This is a genomic window from Pseudomonas sp. BGA-UO-ETr-WB11, assembly GCF_059567785.1.
In genome coordinates this window covers 450,816-469,270 of sequence record NZ_JCAQOS010000005.1, presented here as the reverse complement: position 1 = coordinate 469,270, position 18,455 = coordinate 450,816, and the positions used below count along the sequence as shown (strand labels likewise).

General features: G+C 60.6%; 22 protein-coding genes. 5 read left to right on the top strand and 17 right to left on the bottom strand.

Annotated elements, in window-relative coordinates:
* Positions 1-19: 19 nt before the first annotated feature.
* The 15 genes from ispG to trmJ form a co-directional block, all read right to left on the bottom strand.
* Entirely contained in the window at positions 20-1,132 is a 1,113-nt protein-coding gene (gene ispG, locus AC56DI_RS07545) for a flavodoxin-dependent (E)-4-hydroxy-3-methylbut-2-enyl-diphosphate synthase (protein ID WP_496345596.1), read from the bottom strand.
* A gap of 4 nt (positions 1,133-1,136) precedes the next feature.
* On the bottom strand, positions 1,137-2,156 hold the full coding sequence (locus tag AC56DI_RS07540) for a RodZ domain-containing protein (RefSeq protein WP_496345595.1): 1,020 nt from the start codon (positions 2,154-2,156) through the stop codon (positions 1,137-1,139).
* Positions 2,153-2,914, bottom strand: a complete 762-nt coding sequence (gene pilW / locus AC56DI_RS07535; RefSeq protein WP_496345594.1) for a type IV pilus biogenesis/stability protein PilW — start codon at positions 2,912-2,914, stop codon at positions 2,153-2,155. The genes AC56DI_RS07540 and pilW overlap by 4 nt, the downstream gene beginning before the upstream one ends.
* 15 nt (positions 2,915-2,929) lie before the next feature.
* Positions 2,930-4,093 (bottom strand): dual-specificity RNA methyltransferase RlmN, encoded by a 1,164-nt coding sequence (gene rlmN / locus AC56DI_RS07530; protein ID WP_496345593.1) that lies wholly within the window; start codon positions 4,091-4,093, stop codon positions 2,930-2,932.
* A 24-nt stretch (positions 4,094-4,117) separates the two neighbouring features.
* On the bottom strand, positions 4,118-4,549 hold the full coding sequence (ndk, locus tag AC56DI_RS07525) for a nucleoside-diphosphate kinase (RefSeq protein ID WP_324520006.1): 432 nt from the start codon (positions 4,547-4,549) through the stop codon (positions 4,118-4,120).
* Between the two features lie 94 nt (positions 4,550-4,643).
* Positions 4,644-4,844, bottom strand: coding sequence for a Fe-S cluster assembly protein IscX (gene iscX, locus AC56DI_RS07520; RefSeq protein WP_324520004.1), 201 nt, complete (start codon positions 4,842-4,844; stop codon positions 4,644-4,646).
* A 14-nt stretch (positions 4,845-4,858) separates the two neighbouring features.
* A complete protein-coding gene (gene fdx, locus AC56DI_RS07515; protein WP_324520003.1) occupies positions 4,859-5,200 on the bottom strand; it encodes an ISC system 2Fe-2S type ferredoxin in 342 nt (113 codons plus the stop codon).
* Between the two features lie 3 nt (positions 5,201-5,203).
* On the bottom strand, positions 5,204-7,066 hold the full coding sequence (hscA, locus tag AC56DI_RS07510; RefSeq protein WP_496345592.1) for a Fe-S protein assembly chaperone HscA: 1,863 nt from the start codon (positions 7,064-7,066) through the stop codon (positions 5,204-5,206).
* 42 nt (positions 7,067-7,108) lie between these two features.
* Positions 7,109-7,630, bottom strand: coding sequence for a co-chaperone HscB (gene hscB / locus AC56DI_RS07505; RefSeq protein ID WP_496345591.1), 522 nt, complete (start codon positions 7,628-7,630; stop codon positions 7,109-7,111).
* Between the two features lie 7 nt (positions 7,631-7,637).
* Positions 7,638-7,961 carry an iron-sulfur cluster assembly protein IscA gene (gene iscA / locus AC56DI_RS07500; RefSeq protein ID WP_324520000.1) on the bottom strand — a complete coding sequence of 108 codons (324 nt, stop codon included), beginning with the start codon at positions 7,959-7,961 and terminating at the stop codon, positions 7,638-7,640.
* Positions 7,962-7,971: 10 nt separating this feature from the next.
* Positions 7,972-8,358, bottom strand: coding sequence for a Fe-S cluster assembly scaffold IscU (gene iscU / locus AC56DI_RS07495; protein ID WP_040261926.1), 387 nt, complete (start codon positions 8,356-8,358; stop codon positions 7,972-7,974).
* Positions 8,359-8,405: 47 nt separating this feature from the next.
* Positions 8,406-9,620, bottom strand: coding sequence for an IscS subfamily cysteine desulfurase (locus AC56DI_RS07490; RefSeq protein ID WP_324519998.1), 1,215 nt, complete (start codon positions 9,618-9,620; stop codon positions 8,406-8,408).
* Positions 9,621-9,651: 31 nt separating this feature from the next.
* Entirely contained in the window at positions 9,652-10,143 is a 492-nt protein-coding gene (gene iscR / locus AC56DI_RS07485; protein WP_324519997.1) for a Fe-S cluster assembly transcriptional regulator IscR, read from the bottom strand.
* Between the two features lie 138 nt (positions 10,144-10,281).
* Entirely contained in the window at positions 10,282-11,058 is a 777-nt protein-coding gene (gene cysE / locus AC56DI_RS07480) for a serine O-acetyltransferase (protein WP_324519996.1), read from the bottom strand.
* Entirely contained in the window at positions 11,058-11,831 is a 774-nt protein-coding gene (gene trmJ, locus AC56DI_RS07475) for a tRNA (cytosine(32)/uridine(32)-2'-O)-methyltransferase TrmJ (protein WP_496345825.1), read from the bottom strand. Before trmJ ends, cysE begins: the two co-directional genes overlap by 1 nt.
* A gap of 144 nt (positions 11,832-11,975) precedes the next feature.
* Here trmJ and suhB point away from each other — a divergent pair, with 144 nt between their 5' ends.
* From suhB to AC56DI_RS07450, 5 genes are all read left to right on the top strand, one after another.
* The gene (gene suhB, locus AC56DI_RS07470; RefSeq protein WP_496345590.1) at positions 11,976-12,791 is read left to right on the top strand and encodes a type III secretion system regulator SuhB; all 816 of its coding nucleotides are present in this window, start codon (positions 11,976-11,978) and stop codon (positions 12,789-12,791) included.
* A 107-nt stretch (positions 12,792-12,898) separates the two neighbouring features.
* Complete coding sequence (locus AC56DI_RS07465; protein ID WP_496345589.1) at positions 12,899-13,636, top strand: nitroreductase family protein; 738 nt, start codon at positions 12,899-12,901, stop codon at positions 13,634-13,636.
* Between the two features lie 87 nt (positions 13,637-13,723).
* A complete protein-coding gene (locus AC56DI_RS07460) occupies positions 13,724-14,314 on the top strand; it encodes a TetR/AcrR family transcriptional regulator (protein ID WP_496345588.1) in 591 nt (196 codons plus the stop codon).
* A gap of 54 nt (positions 14,315-14,368) precedes the next feature.
* On the top strand, positions 14,369-15,478 hold the full coding sequence (locus tag AC56DI_RS07455) for an NADH:flavin oxidoreductase (RefSeq protein ID WP_496345587.1): 1,110 nt from the start codon (positions 14,369-14,371) through the stop codon (positions 15,476-15,478).
* Between the two features lie 136 nt (positions 15,479-15,614).
* A complete protein-coding gene (locus tag AC56DI_RS07450) occupies positions 15,615-16,100 on the top strand; it encodes an RDD family protein (protein WP_496345586.1) in 486 nt (161 codons plus the stop codon).
* A 62-nt stretch (positions 16,101-16,162) separates the two neighbouring features.
* On the opposite strand, the gene lptG is transcribed toward AC56DI_RS07450, so the two are convergent.
* Positions 16,163-17,224 carry an LPS export ABC transporter permease LptG gene (gene lptG / locus AC56DI_RS07445; protein ID WP_496345585.1) on the bottom strand — a complete coding sequence of 354 codons (1,062 nt, stop codon included), beginning with the start codon at positions 17,222-17,224 and terminating at the stop codon, positions 16,163-16,165.
* A complete protein-coding gene (gene lptF, locus AC56DI_RS07440) occupies positions 17,217-18,338 on the bottom strand; it encodes an LPS export ABC transporter permease LptF (RefSeq protein WP_496345824.1) in 1,122 nt (373 codons plus the stop codon). Before lptF ends, lptG begins: the two co-directional genes overlap by 8 nt.
* Positions 18,339-18,455: the final 117 nt, after the last annotated feature.

The following is an 18,455-nucleotide window of genomic DNA, read 5'->3' as shown; positions in this document are numbered from 1 at the left end:
AAAAAATCCTTAAAAATGCTTAGCCGCGGGCAATCAGTGCCGCGTCGGCCTCGACCTTTTCGGCCGCTTTCTGGCGAATCAACCGTTCCAGCTCATTGACCAGATTGTCGTTATTGAGTTTCTGCGCCGGCTTGCCATCAATGTACACGAGGTTGCTCGGTGAGCCGCCAGTCAGGCCGATATGGGCCTCTTTGGCTTCACCCGGACCATTGACGATGCAACCGATAACAGCCACATCCAGCGGCACCAGCAAGTCTTCGAGGCGACCTTCGAGTTCGTTCATGGTTTTCACCACGTCGAAGTTCTGCCGCGAACAGCTGGGGCAGGCGATAAAGTTGATCCCGCGCGAGCGCAGACGCAGCGACTTGAGGATGTCGTAACCTACTTTGACCTCCTCCACCGGATCAGCGGCCAAGGAGATGCGGATGGTATCGCCAATGCCTTCAGCCAGCAGCATGCCCAGACCGACCGCAGACTTTACCGTACCGGAGCGCAGGCCGCCGGCTTCGGTGATGCCCAAGTGCAGCGGCTGCTCGATCTGTTTGGCCAGCAGACGGTAGGCCGCCACGGCCATAAACACATCGGAGGCTTTGACGCTGACCTTGAAGTCTTGAAAATTCAGACGCTCAAGGTGCTCAACATGGCGCAGTGCCGACTCGACCAAGGCCTCAGGGGTCGGCTCGCCGTATTTCTTCTGCAGGTCTTTTTCCAACGAACCGGCGTTGACGCCGATGCGGATCGGGATGCCGCGATCACGGGCGGCATCCACCACGGCGCGCACCCGGTCTTCACGACCGATATTGCCCGGATTGATGCGCAAGCAGTCCACACCCAGTTCGGCCACACGCAAAGCGATGTTGTGGTCGAAGTGAATATCGGCCACCAGAGGCACGCGGACCTGCTTCTTGATCTTGCCGAAGGCTTCGGCGGCGTCCATGTCTGGCACGGAAATGCGCACGATGTCAGCGCCAGCGTCTTCGAGGCGGCGCACTTGCGCCACGGTCGCGTCCACGTCGCAGGTATTGGTGTTGGTCATGCTTTGTACGGCAATGGGCGCATCACCGCCCACTGGCACCGAGCCGACCCAGATCTTGCGCGACAACCGACGAATAATAGGAGATTCGCAATGCATGGAATTACTGACCTAGCTTCATGCGGGCTGTTTCACCGCTGGTATAAGGTGCGACATCCACGGCCTGGCCGTTGTAACTAACCTGAGCGCCACGGGCAAAGCCCAGGCGCAGTTCCAGCGGCGGCTTGCCGGCCAGTTCTAGGCTTTCGCCAGTACGCTTCAGGGCGCTGAACAGAACTTTGCCATTGGCGTCCGTCAACTGTGTCCAGCAGTTGGCCGTAAACTGAATTTTCACTAACGCTTGCCCTGCGGCGGCTTGCACCGGCGCAGCAGCCGGTGCGTCAAGCGCAGGTATCTCGTTCGGCAATGGCGCGCTGACGGGCGCAGCAGGCACGGCGGCAACCGGAGCCACTGCTGCCGCACCTGTCTCAACCACTGGGGCTGGCTGAGCGGCGTTCGCCGGGGCGGCTTCTGCGGCGGGCGTCGTAGTTGGGGATTGTGCCGCCAACTGCGGTTCAATCTCGCTCGCCGGCTCGGCGATCAGGGCCTGACCATCCGCAACAGCCTGATCTTCCGGCTCGTCCAGCGGATGAATCTCGGTCGTGCCATCGGCACTTTCCACTTCAACATGCTCAAGCGCACGACTAACGGCCGCGTCGCTGTCCATGCGGGTGGATTGCTCCTGCCACCAGAAAAAGCTGACGGCCAGCAGCGCCAACAGCAAACCGACACTGACAAACCGCAGCAGGCTTTGCGCCAAGTGCTTGGGTTCTTCGATGCGGCCCAGGGCATGCACGCTGCTGCCGGCCGAGTCGGTGCCGGTGTAGGCGTCAAAATCAGCCACCAGGCGATCCTGGTCCAGCTCCAGCAACTTGGCATAGGCGCGGATATAGCCGCGAGCAAAGGTATGCCCAGGCAGCTTATCGAAAGCGCCGGCTTCCACTTGCGTCAGTGCGCGCAGGGTCAGGTTGAGTTGCTGGGCGACATCGGTTTGCGCCAGGTTCTTGCTTTCGCGAGCCTTGCGCAGCGTTTCACCGGGGTTGCTACGAGAGCTCACGACAACTTCAGGTTGTGGCGCTTTCATCGATGCTCCAAAACATATTGCTGATATTCCGGAGTGCCTGGGTACAGGCGCTTCAGTTGCAAGCCGAGACTGGCGGCCTTGTCGCGGTCGTCAAAGATGGTCGCCAGGCGACTGCCAAGCAACAGGCTGCGGGCATTCTCCTCGGACACGGCCACATAGCCGTCGTAGTAGGTCCGAGACTGGACGTAGTTCTTGTCCTCGTAGGACAGCTCGGCCATTTCCAGCAACGCCCGCGCCTGGCGCGCATCCAGACGTAAAGCGCGCTCGAAATAAGCCTTGGCCTCAGCCCGCTGATTCATCATTAACGCGGTCATGCCAAGGTTTTCAAATACTCGCGCGCGTTCCTGATAGAGGTTGTCCTTGGAAGCTTGCTCAAAGCGTTCTTTGGCCTCTGGATAGCGCTTCTGCTCATAGAGGAAGCCGCCATAGTTGTTGAGGATGCGCGTGTCGTCAGAGCTGGCCGAAAGCGCCTTACGAAAATGCTCATCGGCCAACTCGGTTTCCATTTCCAGCTGAAACACCAGCGCCAGGGCCGCATGGGCATCCGCATTGGAGGAATCGAGTTCGAGGGCTTTTTTCAACGGGCCTTTGGCGCGACCAGTATTGCCCTGTTGCAGATAGCCAATACCCAGTTGGATATAGGCATCGCGGGCAGCATCACGGCCCTGGTCGGTACGCATCGGATTGACGTCGCCCGTGCTCACACAACCTGTCAACACAGTGAACAGCAACAGCAGCAGTGTGGCGCGCAGGGTCATCGAGGACCTCCCTTTTCAGATGCGGTTGGTGGCAGTCTGCGGCTCTTCGGCCTCAGCGCTGAGCTCGCGCACAGCAATATAGCGCTCGCTGCGACGGGTGCGGTCCATTACCTGGCCAACCAACTGGCCACAAGCCGCATCAATGTCCTCGCCGCGCGTGGTGCGCACGGTGACATTATGCCCAGCCTTGTACAGCAAGTCCTGAAAACGGCGGATGGCATTGTTGCTCGGCCGCTCATAACCGGAAAAAGGGAAGGGATTAAACGGGATCAGGTTGATCTTGCAGGGGAAATCCGCCAACAGGGCGATCATTTCCTCAGCGTGCTCGGGCTGGTCGTTAACATCCTTGAGCAAGGTGTACTCAACGGTCAGTACGCGCTTTTCGCCAAGTCGCGAGACATAGCGCCGGCACGCGGCCAGGAGCATTTCCAGCGGATACTTCTTGTTGATCGGCACCAACTGGTTGCGCAGCTCGTCATTCGGCGCGTGCAGCGACAACGCCAGGGAAACGTCGAGCACTTCGCCCAGCTTGTCGATCATCGGCACCACGCCCGAGGTGGACAGCGTCACCTTTCGCTTGGAAATGCCGTAACCGAGGTCGTCCATCATGATGCTCATGGCGGCGACCACATTGTCGAAGTTCAGCAACGGCTCGCCCATGCCCATCATCACCACGTTGGTGACGGCACGATCGACCTTGGCCGGAATACTGCCGAACGACTTATTGGCGATCCACACCTGGCCGATCACTTCGGCGGCGGTCAGATCGCTATTGAAACCTTGTTTGCCCGTGGAGCAGAAACTGCAATCCAGCGCGCAGCCGGCCTGAGAAGAAACACACAAGGTGCCACGTCCGCCTTGCGGAATGTAGACCGTCTCAACACAGCTACCGGAAGCCACTCGCACGACCCACTTACGGGTGCCGTCGGTGGAAATATCCTGACTCACGACCTCAGGGCCGCGAATCTCAGCACAGGCCTTGAGCTTTTCGCGCAAGACCTTGCTGACATTGCTCATGGCGTCGAAATCATCAACGCCAAAGTGGTGAATCCACTTCATTACCTGACCGGCGCGGAAACGCTTCTCCCCGATCGAATCGAAGAAGCTTTCCATTTGCGGCTGAGTCAGCCCGAGCAAATTGACCTTGGTGGTCTCTACAGCGCCAGTAGATGCAGTCATGGTTTCACCCTCGCGTAATTCGCCTTAGCGAATGCGAGCGCACACCTCGGTGGCGGCGAAGAAGTACGAGATTTCACGAGCAGCAGAAGCCTCGGAATCCGAACCGTGTACGGCGTTTTCGTCGATGGAAACGGCGAAATCGGCGCGAATGGTGCCGGCAGCAGCTTCTTTAGGGTTGGTAGCGCCCATCAGCTCACGGTTTTTGGCGATAGCGTCTTCACCTTCCAGAACCTGAACGATAACCGGACCGGAAACCATGAAAGCAACCAGGTCTTTGAAGAAACCGCGCTCGCTGTGCTCAGCGTAGAAACCGCCAGCTTCACGCTCGGACAGCTGAACCATTTTCGAAGCAACGACGCGCAGGCCGGCTTTTTCGAAACGGGTAACGATTTCGCCAACGACGTTTTTAGCAACGGCATCAGGCTTGATGATGGAGAAAGTACGTTGAACAGCCATGTGAAACTCCAGAAACAATGATTAAAGCGAAAAATTAAACCCGCGAATTATACGCGGGTTCCGGTTAAATGCGTAGCGCCAGCAGTGCAGCGGCTTAGTCAGCCTCTTCGATCCAGGCCGCCTGAATGGCCTCAAGGACTTTTTCGCCACCGCGCTGCGGGTCATCGGCGAAATCCGGCAAGGCCAGCACCCAGCGGTGCAGATCGACAAAATTGACATACCGCGGATCGACATCCGGCTTGCTTTCAGCCAGTTCGATGGCGATATCCAGCACATCACTCCATTGCAGACTCATGACAGCTCCTTGAATCAGTGCGGCGCTTCAGCAGCATGGTTGAGCGAGTATTTGGGAATTTCGACCGTCAGGTCTTCAGTCCCGACGAGTGCCTGACAGGCGAGGCGCGATTGCACCTCAAGCCCCCAGGCCCGATCGAGGAAGTCTTCTTCCAGCTCGTCCGCCTCTTTCAGCGAATCAAACCCTTCGCGAATGATGCAATGGCAGGTCGTACACGCACAGACACCACCACAGGCGCTTTCCATCTCGATATGGTGTGCATGGGCCAACTCGAGAATAGATGTACCCGGCTCCGCCTCCACAACCATGCCATCAGGGCAGAACTTATCGTGTGGCAGAAAAATAACCTGCGGCATCAGTTAATCCTCAATCTCGTTGACGCTGCGGCCAGCCAGCCCGGCCTTCACCGTGGCATCCAGCCGGCGCGCGGCAAACGCATCCGTCACCTGGGTTAAACGCTTGACCTGCTGCTCGATGGCAGCCGCATCGTCGCCCGCCATAAATTCGCGCAGCTGCTCCATCTGCAAGCCGATCACGGCACGCTCATCGGCATCCAGCAAGCGCTCGCCATCCACTTGCAGGGCGGTCTGCACGGCCTCCAGCAGGCGTTCGGCATCTACCTGCTGTTCACGCAGAACCCGCGCCGCCTTGTCGTCGCCGGCATACTGGAAGGAGTCTTTGAGCATGCGGGTGATTTCACCATCGGTCAGACCGTAGGACGGCTTGACCTGAATGCTCGCCTCAACGCCTGAACCCAACTCGCGGGCCGCCACATTCAGCAGGCCATCGGCATCCACCTGAAAGGTCACGCGAATCTTCGCCGCGCCCGCCACCATCGGTGGAATGCCGCGTAATTCAAAGCGCGCCAAGGAACGACAATCCTTGATTAGCTCACGCTCGCCTTGCAGCACATGAATCATCATGGCCGTCTGGCCATCTTTATAGGTGGTGAAATCCTGGGCCCGCGCCACCGGAATCGTGGTGTTGCGCGGAATCACCTTTTCCAGCAAGCCGCCCATGGTTTCCAGCCCCAGGGACAGCGGATTTACGTCCAGCAACAGCAACTCTTCGCCGTCACGCTTGTTACCGGCCAGGGTATCGGCCTGGATTGCCGCACCGATGGCCACCACCTGATCGGGGTCGATATCGGTCAACGGCTGGCGCGCAAACAACTCAGCCACGGCTTGGCGCACATAGGGCACACGGGTCGAACCGCCGACCATAACGACAGCTTCAACATCCGCCAGTTCGATGCCAGCATCACGCACCGCGCGCCGGCAGGCCTTGAGACTACGCGCCACCAAGGGCTCGATCAGGGCAATGAAATGCTCGCGACTTAATTCGCCCTGCCACTCGCCATGACTGAGACTCACAGCAACTTCAGCCGTCAGCGCCTCTTTGGCGGCGCAGGCACTTTGCAGCAGAGTGCGCTGAGTGCCGGGATCAAGGTCGGCGGACAAGCCAGCCTCGCGAATGATCCAGCCGGCAATCGCATGGTCGAAGTCATCACCACCCAAGGCGCTGTCGCCGCCGGTAGCCATCACTTCAAACACGCCGCCAGTCAGGCGCAAAATGGAAATATCGAAGGTGCCGCCGCCCAGGTCATAGATAGCCACCACGCCTTGAGCCTGCTGATCCAGGCCATAGGCCACCGCCGCTGCAGTCGGCTCATTGAGCAAACGCAGGACATTCAGACCCGCCAGACGCGCGGCATCCTTGGTCGCCTGACGCTGAGCTTCGTCGAAATAGGCCGGCACGGTAATCACCGCGCCCACCAGCTCGCCGCCCAGGGTAGCTTCGGCACGTTGGCGCAGGACCTTGAGGATATCTGCCGACACCTGCACCGGACTCTTCAGCCCCTGTACGGTATCGATAAACGGCATGTCGGATTCACCATCGACGAAGCGATAGGGCAACTGCTCACCCAACTGCTTGACGTCAGCCAGGCCGCGCCCCATCAGGCGCTTGACCGACAGCACGGTGCTCAGCGGATCTTGCGCCGCCGCCAGCTTGGCGCCAGCGCCCACCTCGGTGTGCCCGGCGTGATAACGCACCGCCGACGGCATAATGACCTGCCCCTCGGCATCTGCCAGTGGCGCGGCCAGGCCGCTGCGCACCGCAGCAACCAGCGAATTGGTAGTGCCCAGGTCGATTCCCACCGCCAGACGACGCTGGTGGGGTTGGGGGCTCTGTCCGGGTTCAGCGATCTGCAGTAGGGCCATGCTTATCTGACTATCAGGCGCGCCGCGAAAGCGGCACGTGGGTTAATCGTCGAGGCGCTCTTCCAGCTGGCGCACTTCGTAGGAAAGCTTGTCGAGAAACTGCATCCGCCGTACCAGACGCTCAGCCTGTTCACGCTGTGCAGGCTGTTCCCAGCACTCGGCAAACTGTTCGTGCAAGGCGGCCGAGGCAGCCTTCAAGCGCTGCTTGAACGTTGCTACGCCTGACACATCGGCGCTGTCCTGCAACTCTTCCAGCTCTTCGCGCCACTGCATCTGCTGCAACAGGAACTCACCATCCTGAACCGTGACTTCGAGGGGCAATTCACCCCCACGCAGCCCAAGCAGGTAACGGGCGCGTGCCGAGGCGTTTTTCAACACCTGATACGCCTCATTGAGACTGGCGGAATGCTCTAACGCTGCGCGCTGCTCACGCTCATCGGCATCGGCGAAGCGATCCGGATGAACACTGCGGGCCAGCTCGCGATAACGCGCCGCCAATTGATCCAGGTCCAGGCGAAACGCTGGCTGCAGATCAAACAGGGCAAAATGACAAGGACTACCCACAATGGCCTCAGACGTTGAAGCTCTCGCCGCAGCCGCATTCGCCACGCACGTTAGGGTTATTGAACTTGAAGCCCTCATTGAGGCCTTCCTTGACGAAGTCCAGCTCGGTACCGTCCAGATAAGCCAGGCTCTTGGGATCGATGATCACCTTGACGCCGAAGCTCTCGAACACCAGATCCTCGCCTGCGGCCTCATCGACAAACTCCAGCACATAAGCCAGACCTGAGCAGCCCGTGGTCCGCACACCCAAACGGATGCCGTCACCCTTGCCGCGCCCATCCAGCGAGCGACGCACATGCTGCGCCGCCGCTTCGGTCATGCTGATAGCCATCGGAGCCTCCTTAGAGCAAACCTTTCTTCTGCTTGTAATCGCGTACGGCCGCCTTGATGGCGTCCTCGGCGAGTACCGAGCAGTGAATCTTAACGGGCGGCAGCGCCAGCTCTTCAGCCAGCTGGGTATTCTTGATGGTTTCCGCTTCGTCGAGGGTCTTGCCTTTCATCCACTCGGTCGCCAGGGAGCTGGAGGCAATCGCGGAGCCGCAGCCGTACGTCTTGAACTTGGCGTCTTCGATTACGCCCTGCTCGTTGACCTTGATCTGCAAGCGCATCACGTCACCGCAGGCCGGTGCGCCGACCATGCCGGTGCCGACATCCGGATCTTCCGCGTCCATCTTGCCGACGTTGCGCGGGTTCTCGTAGTGGTCAATGACCTTTTCACTGTAAGCCATGCTGGTATTCCTTCCTCGTCAGAGAGTCGCTCTTGCTCGGCGACTACTTAGTGCGCCGCCCACTCGATCTTGGAGATGTCGACACCATCTTTGTACATATCCCACAGCGGCGACAATTCGCGCAGCTTGGTCACGGCCTCGCAGACTTTCTGCGCGGCATAATCAACTTCTTCTTCCGTGGTGAAACGACCGAAGGTGAAACGGATCGAGCTGTGTGCCAGCTCGTCGTTGCGACCCAATGCGCGCAGCACGTAAGACGGCTCAAGTGATGCCGACGTACAGGCCGAACCGGAAGACACGGCCAGATCCTTGAGCGCCATGATCAGCGACTCGCCCTCAACGTAGTTGAAGCTCAGATTAAGGTTGTGCGGCACCCGCGCAGTCAGGCTGCCGTTCAGGTACAGCTCTTCGAGGTTCTCGACCTGCTTGTAGAAACGATCACGCAAGGCGCCGATGCGCAGGTTTTCCTGCTGCATTTCTTCCTTGGCAATGCGGAAAGCTTCGCCCATGCCAACGATCTGGTGGGTCGCCAGGGTACCGGAGCGCATGCCGCGCTCATGGCCGCCACCGTGGGTTTGCGCTTCCAGACGCACGCGCGGCTTACGCCCGACGTACAGGGCGCCAACGCCTTTGGGGCCGTAGGTTTTGTGTGCCGAGAAGGACATCAGGTCGACCTTCAGGGCCGCCAGATCAATCGCCACCTTGCCGGTCGACTGCGCCGCATCAACGTGCAGCAGCACGCCGCGGGAGCGGGTCAATTCGCCGATGGCCGCGATATCGTTGATCGTGCCAATCTCGTTATTGACGTGCATCACCGAAACCAGAATGGTGTCGTCACGCAGCGCCGCTTCCACCATCGCCGGAGTGATCAGACCGTCTTCACCGGGCTCGATATAGGTGACTTCGAAACCTTCACGCTCCAGTTGGCGCGTGGTGTCGAGCACGGCTTTGTGCTCGATCTTCGAGGTAATGAGGTGCTTGCCTTTGCTCGCGTAGAAATGCGCCGCACCTTTAATAGCCAGGTTGTTGGACTCGGTAGCACCGGAGGTCCAGACGATTTCACGGGGGTCAGCATTGACCAGATCAGCCACCTGACGACGACCATTCTCAACCGCTTCTTCGGCCTTCCAGCCGAATACATGGGAGCGCGACGCCGGGTTACCGAAGTTGCCATCCACCAGCAGGCACTCACTCATTTTTTGCGCCACACGCGGATCAACCGGGGTGGTCGCTGAGTAGTCGAGGTAGATCGGTAGTTTCATAGCGTTTCTCCTAATCAGGCAGGCGCCCGGCTCATTCGATGGCCGACGCGTGAATCTTGTCCGAGCGCGCAGCGCCGTTACCACAACGGCGCTGATCCTGGCGCAATGCGACTTCCTGAACCTCACTGCGCGTCACCAGGTCAGCCAGGCTGATACCACTGAGAAACGCGTGAATTTGCTGGCTGAGGTCACACCACAAATGGTGAGTCAGGCAGGTATCACCCGAATGGCAATCGCCCAACCCCTGACAACGCGTGGCATCGACCGACTCGTTGACGGCATCAATTACCTGCGCAACCTGGATTGCCGCCATCTCGCGTGACAGCTGATAACCGCCGCCAGGCCCGCGCACACTGGAGACCAAGTTGCCACGCCGCAGCTTGGCAAACAGTTGCTCCAGATAGGAAAGGGAGATGCCCTGACGCTCGGAAATATCCGCCAGAGAGACCGGCCCACGCTGTGCGTGAAGGGCCAGATCGAGCATGGCGGTGACGGCGTAACGGCCTTTGGTGGTCAGGCGCATGAGACGGATACCACGGGTTCGCTGGTTTGTGGCGAGTATGCTATTCCCGAGTATTTAAGTCAACTATAAGACCTATCAATTTACTCGGGATTAGATCCAGCAGGAGCGCAATGATAACAAAGCCACCCCAGCCGCGCATTACACCGAAGGTGTATCACCCTGCTCCTTGACGCCGGCAAAATCCTTGTCGCACAGGGGCGGCAAGTCCTTGGCGCAGTAGTCACTCCCCAGCGCCTTGAGCGCACCGCACATGCCCTCCAGACGCCCATCGACCGCCTGCAAGTGGTCCAGCAACTGACCAATGGCGCGCGCGATCGGGTCCGGCATGTCCTGAGTGACGCCGTAGGCATCGAACCCCAGCTTCTCGGCAATCGCCTGACGCTTGGCCTCTTGCTCATCATCCAGCTTGGCGATGATCCGCCCGGGAATACCGACCGCCGTGGCACCGGCGGGCACCGCTTTGGTGACGACCGCATTGGAGCCAATTTTCGCCCCAGCACCGACCGTGAACGGCCCCAGCACCTTAGCGCCAGCACCCACCACCACACCATCTTCCAGGGTCGGATGACGCTTGCCTTTATTCCAACTGGTGCCACCCAGGGTCACCCCTTGGTAGAGCGTGACGTCATTACCAATTTCAGCGGTCTCGCCGATGACAATGCCCATGCCGTGATCGATAAAGAAGCGGCGACCGATCTTTGCCCCCGGATGAATCTCGATACCGGTCAGCCAGCGACCAAAGTTCGACAACATGCGCGCCAGCCACTTCCAACCCGCCGCCCACAGGTAATGGGCCAGGCGATGCAGCCAGACAGCGTGCAACCCCGGATAGCAGGTCAACACCTCAAAGGTGTTGCGCGCCGCCGGATCGCGATGGAATACGCTCTGAACATCTTCTCGCATGCGCTCGAACATCAAACATCTCTCCGCTTATGGGCTTCGCCGCGAGCCGCCTTCTGAGTTTCCGTCAGGATGCCGCGCAGGATATTCATTTCCAGCTTGCTGATATTGCTGCGGCCATACAGGCGTCGCAGTCGCGACATCAAATGCCGCGGATTACTCGGGTCATGGAAGCCAATCTGCACCAGAGTGCTTTCCAGGTGACCGTAAAACAGCTCCAACTCATCCGCCGTGACCGGCAAACTGGCTTGCTCGCCGTTGGTTTCCAGCTTGGCCATCTTGGTCGGCTGCCCCTGTTGCGCCAGCCAGGCCATGCGCACCTCATAAGTCAGCACCTGCACAGCAGTGGCCAGATTGAGCGAACTGAATTCAGGGTCGGACGGAATGTGCACATGAAACTGGCAACGCTGCAGCTCTTCATTGGTCAGGCCGGCGTACTCGCGCCCAAACACCAGCGCCACCTCGCCGCCCTGCTCCACCTGCTGCAAGCTGGCGGTCGCACATTCGCGCGGGTCCAGCAGCGGCCAGGGGATATGTCGATCCCGCGCACTGGTACCAAGTACCAGACTGCAACCGACCAGCGCCTCTTCAAGAGCTCCTACAATGTGGGCGCCATCGAGAATATCAACCGCACCGGACGCACGCGCTACCGCCTCGCTACTGGGAAAGTCCTGCGGATCAACCAGCACCAGACGGCTAAGGCCCATGTTTTTCATGGCCCGCGCCGCGCCACCGATGTTGCCGGGATGGCTGGTGTTGACCAACACGACACGAATTTTTTCCAGCACAAGCAGGCCCACATAAACAGCAAAAGGGAGCAAATCTTACAGAGCCCCACCCCGTTACGCCATGCAAGCCGTCAGAGGCTCTTTTTACCGGACGCTTTTCTGCTAGAATGTCCGGCTTTCTTTAACGACCCAGGTGAAACTTCCATGCAGCCCATGCTGAATATCGCACTGCGCGCGGCCCGCAGCGCCGGTGAACTGATTTTCCGCTCCATCGAGCGCTTGGACGTGATCTCGGCCGACGAGAAAGATGCCAAGGATTACGTAACCGAAGTGGATCGTGCCGCCGAGCAGAGCATCATCCAGGCGCTGCGCAAGGCGTACCCGACCCACGGCATCCTCGGCGAAGAAAGCGGCCTGACCCCAGGCAGCGGCGAAGGCGCCGACTACCTGTGGATCATCGACCCGCTGGACGGCACCACCAACTTCATCCGCGGCGTACCGCACTTTGCCATCAGCATCGCCTGCAAATACCGCGGCCGCCTGGAACACGCGGTCATCATCGACCCGGTACGCCAGGAAGAATTCACCGCCAGCCGTGGCCGTGGCGCCGCACTCAACGGCCGCCGCATGCGCGTCAGCGCGCGCAAAAGTCTGGAAGGCGCACTGCTCGGCACCGGCTTCCCGTTCCGTGATGGCCAGCTCGACAACCTCGACAACTACCTGGGCATGTTCCGCGACCTCACTGGCCAGACCGCCGGCATCCGCCGCGCAGGCGCTGCCAGCCTGGACTTGGCCTATGTGGCTGCCGGCCGCTTCGATGCGTTCTGGGAATTCGGCCTGTCCGAATGGGACATGGCTGCAGGCGCCTTGCTGATTCAGGAAGCCGGCGGCTTGGTGAGCGACTTCACCGGCGGTCACGAATTCCTGGAAAAAGGCCAGATCGTCGCCGGCAACACCAAGTGCTTCAAGGCCGTCCTCACCGCGATCCAGCCGCACCTGTCGACCGCGCTCAAGCGCTGATCCGCAGCGCAGGGCCGGCACCCCGCCGGCCCTGCAGGCTCACCACCACACTTGCCGCACAGCCGGCAACCGGGCTTAATCCAGCGACCTCGCCACGGATGCCCGTCATGACCAATCTCGCCGCCGAACAACCCAGCCCGTGCACCACGCCGACAGCATTGCGCGCCCTGATCGAAAGTCGCCGCGCCGTCCGCCGCTTCACCGCCGAACAGGTGCCTGAGGCGATCATCCGTGACTGCCTGGAACTGGCGGTGCTCGCCCCCAATTCCTGCAACCTGCAACCCTGGAGCTTCCAGGTGGTACGCGACCCGCAACTGCTCAGCCAACTGCATCACGTGTGCATGAGCCAGAATGCGGCCAAGGCTCCGCTGATCATCGCCGTGCTGGCGCGCCCGGACACCTGGCGGCAGGCCTGCCAGAACGTTATCGACTACTGGCCCGAGGCTGAAGTACCCGAGCGCATCCGCCACTTCTACCGCAAGACTGCGCCTTTCCAGTACAACCAGGGGCCGTTCGGCCTGTTTGGTCTGTGCAAGCGCCAACTGCTGCGCCTGGCAGCGCTGCGCAAGCCACTGATGCGCGCACCCAACAGCCTGGCGCAAATGCGCTTGTGGGCCGTGAAGTCCACGGCCCTGGCCGCAGAAAACCTGATGCTGGCGTTCCAGAGCCACGGTTACGCCACGTGCCCAATGGAAGGTTTCGACGAAGTGCGCCTGCGCCAGACCCTCGACATCCCACGCCAAGCCATCCCCATCATGCTGCTGGCGGTCGGCAAGCAAGGCGACAAGGCCATCTACAACCCGCGCCTACGCTTCCCGCTGGAGCAACACGTGACCTGGCTATAAGGTCGCAGCCCTGCGCCGCTTCTAGAGCTTAATCAGCCAGATCAATAGTGCTGGGCAAGGCGAGACGACCGGTCATATGCTCGCCCCATGAACAGCATTCGACTCGACAAGCGTGACCTGATCCTCGCCAAAGGCGCCGCGGTAATGACCCGCCGCGGCTACCACGGCACCGGCGTGCAGGAAATCGTCCAGGCTGCCGGCATCCCCAAAGGCTCGTTCTACCACTACTTCGCCAGCAAAGAAGACTTTGCCCTTCAGGCCCTGGAGTTCATCTACCAGCCGCGCTTGCAGCGCTATGCCGAAGCCCTGAACAACCCGGTGCTAAGCCCGCGCGCACGAATTCTGGCCTATTACGGCGAGCTGCTGGCGCACTTCCGCCAACAGGAACGCCTCGAATACCACTGCTTTATTGGCAGCCTGAGCTTTGAAATGAGCGAGCTGCTGCCCGCCATCGGCCAACAGGTCGAAGCGGTTCTGCAACAGTCCGCCCTGACCCTGCAGCACTGCCTTGAGCAGGCGCAACAGGCAGGCGAACTGGCCGCCGATGAAGACTGCGCCAACCTCGCGGCCTTTATCGCCAACGCCTGGCAGGGCGTGCTGACGCGCCTGAAAGTCGGCAGCCAGACCCAGCCCGTGGAAGAGTTTGTCCAACGCCTTGAGCGCTTGCTCAGGGCCTGATTTTTTTCCCCGATTAATGAGACGACCGGTCACCTGGCCGGCAGAGGAGCATCCATGACCGCCCCCGTAAAAGCCCTGTTTGAACCCTTCCGCCTGGGCAACCTGGAACTGCCGACCCGCGTGGTCATGGCCCCCATGACCCGCTCCTTCTCGCCAGGCGGCGTGCCCAACAGCAAGGTCATTGAATACTACCGTCGCCGCGCCGCGGCCGGCGTCGGCCTGATCATCACCGAAGGCACCACGGTCAACCACCCGGCCGCCAACGGCTACCCCAACGTGCCGCGTTTCTATGGCGAAGACGCCCTGGCCGGCTGGAAGAAAGTGGTCGATGCCGTGCACGCCGAAGGCGGCCGCATCGTTCCGCAACTCTGGCACGTTGGCAATGTGCGCAAGCTCGGCACCGAGCCGGATGGCGACGTACCCGGCTACGGCCCGATGGAAAAACTCAAGGATGGCAAGGAAGTCGTACATGGCATGACCCAGGCCGACATCGACAACGTCATCGCCGCCTTCGCCCAAGCCGCCCGTGACGCCCAGTCCATCGGTATGGATGGCGTGGAAATCCACGGCGCCCACGGCTACCTGGTCGACCAATTCTTCTGGGAAGGCAGCAACCAGCGCACCGACGGCTACGGCGGCAGCCTGGCCAACCGTTCGCGCTTTGCCATTGAGCTGATCAAGGCCGTACGCGCCGCCGTCGGCCCGGACTTCCCGATCATCCTGCGCTTCTCCCAGTGGAAGCAGCAGGACTACTCGGCACGCCTGGTGCTGACCCCGGAAGCCCTGGGTGAATTCCTGCAGCCGCTGTCTGACGCCGGCGTGGACATCTTCCACTGCTCGACTCGCCGCTTCTGGGAACCAGAATTCGACGGCTCCGACCTCAACCTGGCCGGCTGGACCCGCAAGCTCACCGGCAAGCCGACCATCACCGTGGGCAGCGTCGGCCTGGACGGCGAGTTCCTGCAATTTATGGTCAACACCGACAAGGTCGCCAAGCCTGCCGACCTCGGCGCCCTGCTGACTCGCCTGAACAATCAGGAGTTTGACTTGGTGGCCGTCGGCCGCGCCCTGCTGGTCGATCCGGACTGGGCGGTGAAGGTCCGCGATGGCCGCCAAGAAGACATCCTGCCGTTCAGCCGCGAAGCCTTGATGTCGCTGGTTTAACCCAGCAACCAACCCCTGGTACGCGGCGTACGCCGCGCGCCACCTTCGAGCCCCGCTGTGGCGGGGCTTTTTTTGCACATGATTTTGTCGACCCCAGCCCGTAGAATCGCGCCTTTCCGTTTGCCGCGAGCCTGCCATGCCGACCCATCAACTGCGCCCCCAGGGCGACTTCCCCGTTGCCGGCCTGCCCCGCCGCCTGGCGGCCATGTTCTATGACTTTCTGCTCTGCGTGGCCCTGCTGCTGGTGATTGCCTCGCTTTACCGCCTGGCCCTCAGCGGCTTTTATGGCAGCGAGCAACTCAAGCAACTCTCCGATTCCGGCGCCCTGGACGGCGATCCCTTGCTGTCGACCCTGCTGCTGCTGAGCCTGTTTGGCTTTTTTGCCAAGTTCTGGACCCACAACGGCCAGACCCTGGGCATGCAGGTATGGGGCATCCGCGTGCAGAACGCTGACGGCAGCGCCATCGACCTGTGGCAAGCGCTGCTGCGCTTCCTGATCGCCATCATCTCCTGGCTCTGCTGTGGCCTGGGCTTCTGGTGGATGCTCTGGGACAAGAAAAAGCTCAGTTGGCACGACCGTTACTCGGAAAGCCTGATCGTGCAGCTGCCGAAAAAACAGTAAACATCCGCGATAAAAAAACCGGCACTCAATGCCGGTTTTTTATTTGCGCACAACCCGCCGGGTTATCCGGCGCGGCGCAGCATCACCAGCCCGGCCAGGGCGCAAATGGCGGCCGGGATCAACACCGCCAGCAGCGGCGGGAAGCCGAACACCAGACTGGAAGGGCCCAGCAGGTCCTGGCCGATCTTGAACACGAAACCCACCAGCACGCCGGTAAACACTCGCTGACCTAGGGTTACCGAGCGCAGTGGGCCGAAGATAAAGGAGATGGCCATCAACACCAGCGCCGCCGTCACCAGGGGTTGCAGGATCTTGGTCCAGAACGCCAGCCAGTAACGCCCATTGGCCAGGCCCTGATCGGCCAGGTAATGGATGTAGCGCCACAAGCCAGTCACTGACAACGCCTCAGGCTCCAGCACCACGGTGCCGAGCAGCTGCGGGTTCAATTCCACATCCCAGCGCTGGCTCGGGCTGTTGACCACGGCGGTGGATTGCTCCTGCAGTTGGGTTGTGACCACGTCTTCCAGCTGCCAGTGATCACTTTGAAACAGCGCGCGACGGGCGAAACTGGCCGACAGCAGATTACGCTCGGCATCGAACTGGTAGCGCGTGACCCCGAGCAGCACGCCATTGGGCTGCACGGCGTTGATATGGATGAACTCATCACCCTGTCGGTGCCACAGGCCGCGCTTGGAGCTTTGCGCCTCACCACCGCCCTGGGCCATGGCCCGATTGGCCTGGGCCAAGTTCTCGCTCCAAGGCGCCAGGTATTCGCCGATCAATACACCCGCCAGCATGATCACCAGCATCGGCTTCATCACCGCCCAGACGATCCGGCGAATGGACACCCCGGCGGCGCGCATGATGGTCAGCTCGCTGCTGCTGGCCAGATTGCCCAGACCAATCAGGCAGCCAATCAGTGCGGCCATCGGCAACATTTCGTAGGTGCGTCGCGGAATGGTCAGCAACACCCAGATGCCCGCGTCGAGCAGGCCATAGGAGGCACTGATATCGCCCAGCTCATCGATGTAGGCGAACAACAAGGCCAGGCCGACGATGATGCCCAGCACCGCCAGAATGGCGAAGAACACGCTGGTGCCAATGTAGCGATCGAGCTTAACCATGGGTCACCTCCGGTGCAGCGCGGCGGGAAGCCCATTTGAGCCGTAACGGCTCCCAGTACAACAGCAACAGCCCCAGCGCCAGGAAGATGCCATGCACCCACCACAGGCCCAGTTGTGGCGAAATCTTGCCCTTGTCCAGCGCACCGCGCGCGGCGATCAACAGGGCCAGGTAGGTCATGTAAATCAGGATGGCCGGTAGCAGCTTGAGGAAGCGGCCCTGGCGTGGATTGACCCGCGACAGCGGCACTGCCAGCAAGGTGACGATAAATACCAGTAACGGGATCGACAGGCGCCATTGCAGTTCGGCCTGCTCTACCCGGTCCTTGCTAGCGAACAGATCGAGGGTTGGCACCGCCTCGCGCTCACCAATGTCCTCACTGACTTCCGGCTTGGGCAGCAGCACGCCATAAGTGTCGTAGTGAATCTTGCGGTAATCGGCCTGACCGGGGTTGCCGTCGTAGCGGTAACCGTTTTCCAGCACCAGGTAGCGGCTGCCGTCGGCCTGAATTTCCTGATGGCCCTTTTCGGCAACCAGCAAGGCAATCGCTCGTTCCTTATCACCCGCGGCCGACAGACGCTTGTCGGAGATAAACACCCCAGATAGCTGGCTGCGGTCTGCTGACAGCTTCTCGGTGTAGGTCACCCGCGTACCGCTGCGAATGGCCTGAAAACGCCCAGCATCGAGGGTGTCGAATTCAGTCATGGCGGCTTGCTGATTGAGAATCTTGGCCACTTCGGTGGCGCCCTGGGGCGCCAGGCTCAAACTCAACCAGGCCACCAGACAGGCAACCCCGGCGGCTGACACCAGGGTATAGGCCGTCAGGCGCTGCTGGCTGACGCCGGAAGCCGACAGCACAGTCATCTCGCTATCGAGGTACAGGCGGCCGTAGGCCAGCAACACGCCCAGGAACAGACCCAGGGGCAGAATCAGCTGAAAAAAGCTCGGCAGTTTGTAGGCCATGATCAAAAACAGCACCGTATGGTCCAAACGCCCTTCGGCGGCCTGGGCCAGGTACTTGATGAAACGCCCGCTCATGATGATGACCAACAACACCGCACTGACGGCGCCAGAGGTCAGCAACAGCTCTCGGGACAAATAACGGAACACGATCAAAGCAGACACTCCAGGGTTGTCAGGCTTGGGCGGCTACGCTCAAACTAGCCGGACTGATGCCAATCGCCACCTGGCGATCCACCAAAAAATGGTGGCCATTATCCTGCAATCCCGACT

Excerpts from the sequence above, each read along its gene's own strand:
- AC56DI_RS07460 (WP_496345588.1), top strand. The coding sequence starts at position 13,724 with ATGAACAGCATTCGACTCGACAAGCGTGACCTGATCCTCGCCAAAGGC.
- iscX (WP_324520004.1), bottom strand. The coding sequence starts at position 4,844 with ATGAGTCTGCAATGGAGTGATGTGCTGGATATCGCCATCGAACTGGCT.
- lptG (WP_496345585.1), bottom strand. The coding sequence starts at position 17,224 with ATGGTTAAGCTCGATCGCTACATTGGCACCAGCGTGTTCTTCGCCATT.
- AC56DI_RS07450 (WP_496345586.1), top strand. The coding sequence starts at position 15,615 with ATGCCGACCCATCAACTGCGCCCCCAGGGCGACTTCCCCGTTGCCGGC.
- AC56DI_RS07465 (WP_496345589.1), top strand. The coding sequence starts at position 12,899 with ATGACCAATCTCGCCGCCGAACAACCCAGCCCGTGCACCACGCCGACA.
- rlmN (WP_496345593.1), bottom strand. The coding sequence starts at position 4,093 with ATGACTGCATCTACTGGCGCTGTAGAGACCACCAAGGTCAATTTGCTC.
- ndk (WP_324520006.1), bottom strand. The coding sequence starts at position 4,549 with ATGGCTGTTCAACGTACTTTCTCCATCATCAAGCCTGATGCCGTTGCT.
- AC56DI_RS07540 (WP_496345595.1), bottom strand. The coding sequence starts at position 2,156 with ATGAAAGCGCCACAACCTGAAGTTGTCGTGAGCTCTCGTAGCAACCCC.
- pilW (WP_496345594.1), bottom strand. The coding sequence starts at position 2,914 with ATGACCCTGCGCGCCACACTGCTGCTGTTGCTGTTCACTGTGTTGACA.
- cysE (WP_324519996.1), bottom strand. The coding sequence starts at position 11,058 with ATGTTCGAGCGCATGCGAGAAGATGTTCAGAGCGTATTCCATCGCGAT.
- ispG (WP_496345596.1), bottom strand. The coding sequence starts at position 1,132 with ATGCATTGCGAATCTCCTATTATTCGTCGGTTGTCGCGCAAGATCTGG.
- fdx (WP_324520003.1), bottom strand. The coding sequence starts at position 5,200 with ATGCCGCAGGTTATTTTTCTGCCACACGATAAGTTCTGCCCTGATGGC.
- hscA (WP_496345592.1), bottom strand. The coding sequence starts at position 7,066 with ATGGCCCTACTGCAGATCGCTGAACCCGGACAGAGCCCCCAACCCCAC.
- iscU (WP_040261926.1), bottom strand. The coding sequence starts at position 8,358 with ATGGCTTACAGTGAAAAGGTCATTGACCACTACGAGAACCCGCGCAAC.
- iscA (WP_324520000.1), bottom strand. The coding sequence starts at position 7,961 with ATGGCTATCAGCATGACCGAAGCGGCGGCGCAGCATGTGCGTCGCTCG.
- AC56DI_RS07455 (WP_496345587.1), top strand. The coding sequence starts at position 14,369 with ATGACCGCCCCCGTAAAAGCCCTGTTTGAACCCTTCCGCCTGGGCAAC.
- iscR (WP_324519997.1), bottom strand. The coding sequence starts at position 10,143 with ATGCGCCTGACCACCAAAGGCCGTTACGCCGTCACCGCCATGCTCGAT.
- suhB (WP_496345590.1), top strand. The coding sequence starts at position 11,976 with ATGCAGCCCATGCTGAATATCGCACTGCGCGCGGCCCGCAGCGCCGGT.
- AC56DI_RS07490 (WP_324519998.1), bottom strand. The coding sequence starts at position 9,620 with ATGAAACTACCGATCTACCTCGACTACTCAGCGACCACCCCGGTTGAT.